Origin of the sequence: Rahnella perminowiae (assembly GCF_019049755.1) — a bacterium.
Taxonomy (GTDB): domain Bacteria; phylum Pseudomonadota; class Gammaproteobacteria; order Enterobacterales; family Enterobacteriaceae; genus Rahnella; species Rahnella perminowiae.
The window spans coordinates 1-1,089 of sequence record NZ_JAFMOS010000147.1 but is presented as its reverse complement, the minus strand read 5'-3'; the positions used below and the strand labels follow the sequence as shown (position 1 = coordinate 1,089).

At 44.4% G+C, this 1,089-nt stretch carries 2 protein-coding genes; both read right to left on the bottom strand.

Annotated features, from left to right (window positions below; all coding sequences use genetic code 11):
• A partial coding sequence (locus J1785_RS00800; protein ID WP_217218578.1) for a DUF2931 family protein occupies positions 1-243 on the bottom strand: 243 nt, incomplete at its 3' end.
• A gap of 39 nt (positions 244-282) precedes the next feature.
• Complete coding sequence (locus tag J1785_RS00795; protein ID WP_217218577.1) at positions 283-930, bottom strand: DUF2931 family protein; 648 nt, start codon at positions 928-930, stop codon at positions 283-285.
• Positions 931-1,089 lie beyond the last annotated feature (159 nt).

Sequence of the window (1,089 nt, the reverse complement as noted above, 5' to 3'; positions counted from 1 at the left end):
ATATTGACTCCATGTGCCTACACTTTTCCCTTGTGGTTGGTCTATAGTCTGGAAAACGTAACCGTAACCGTCGGTATCCAGTAACTTCACCAGGGTGACCTGAGCAGGCAGGGCCTTAGGGGTTGAGAATGTGAAATACCATTCATCCCAGGGGGCTTTAATGCTTCTTTGTTGTTCGTGCGCTTTACTGCCGGTGCAACCCGCTAACAGAAGAAGAGATAGCAGACCTGTTATTGCTTTCATACGTGTTTCCCCTGCATATATTTATCTCCTTGAAATTCATCACCAGTTGCCGTAGGGATATTTTTTATCTTTAATGAACTCAGGCGTTTCGCCATAGTAAACATACCCATCAGGGTGCTTTGTTACATTTTTGCACATAACTAAGTCACTACCTGAAACAGTGGTTATTTGGGTACTCGTCTGGAGTAGGTCAGGGTCTCCATTGTTCTTTAGCCACACTCTGACTTTCCCCTCTGGTGCCAGACCAATCACCATATACCGGAAGTAATAAGTCTCCTTCGGGTTTGCCCAGTCAGGCTCTGAACTCACCATTTTATGTTGTGTGTCCAAAGAGAAAAATAAGGTGGTTTCATACACTCTTTTATCAATAATAGAGTCCCAGCAGAACTTAATCATCTGCGGTGGAGATTTTGCCCTATTAAAAGGTGAAGATCCCAGACCATTGTGGGTATCCCATTTTCCAACGCTGTCGCCTTGTGGTTGGTCTATAGTCTGGAAAACGTAACCGTAACCGTCGGTATCCAGTAATTTCACCAGGGTGACCTGAGCAGGCAGGGCCTTAGGGGTTGAGAATGTGAAATACCATTCATCCCAGAGGGCTTTAATACTGCTCTGTTTTTCCTGTGCTTTACCGCCGGTGCAACCCGCTAGCAGAAGAAGGGATAACAGACCTGTTATTGCTTTCATGCCTTTGCTCCTTGCATATATTTATTTCCTTCAAACTCATTACCAGCTGCCGTAGGGGTATTTTTTATCTTTTATGAATTCTTTAATGTCGTCATCGTACCCATAGCTAAAGTCACTGTTAGTTACCCCAGCGCACATATCCAAATCCTTGCCTGAAAC

Coding starts and splice junctions, on each gene's coding strand:
- J1785_RS00795 (WP_217218577.1), bottom strand. CDS start 930: ATGAAAGCAATAACAGGTCTGTTATCCCTTCTTCTGCTAGCGGGTTGC.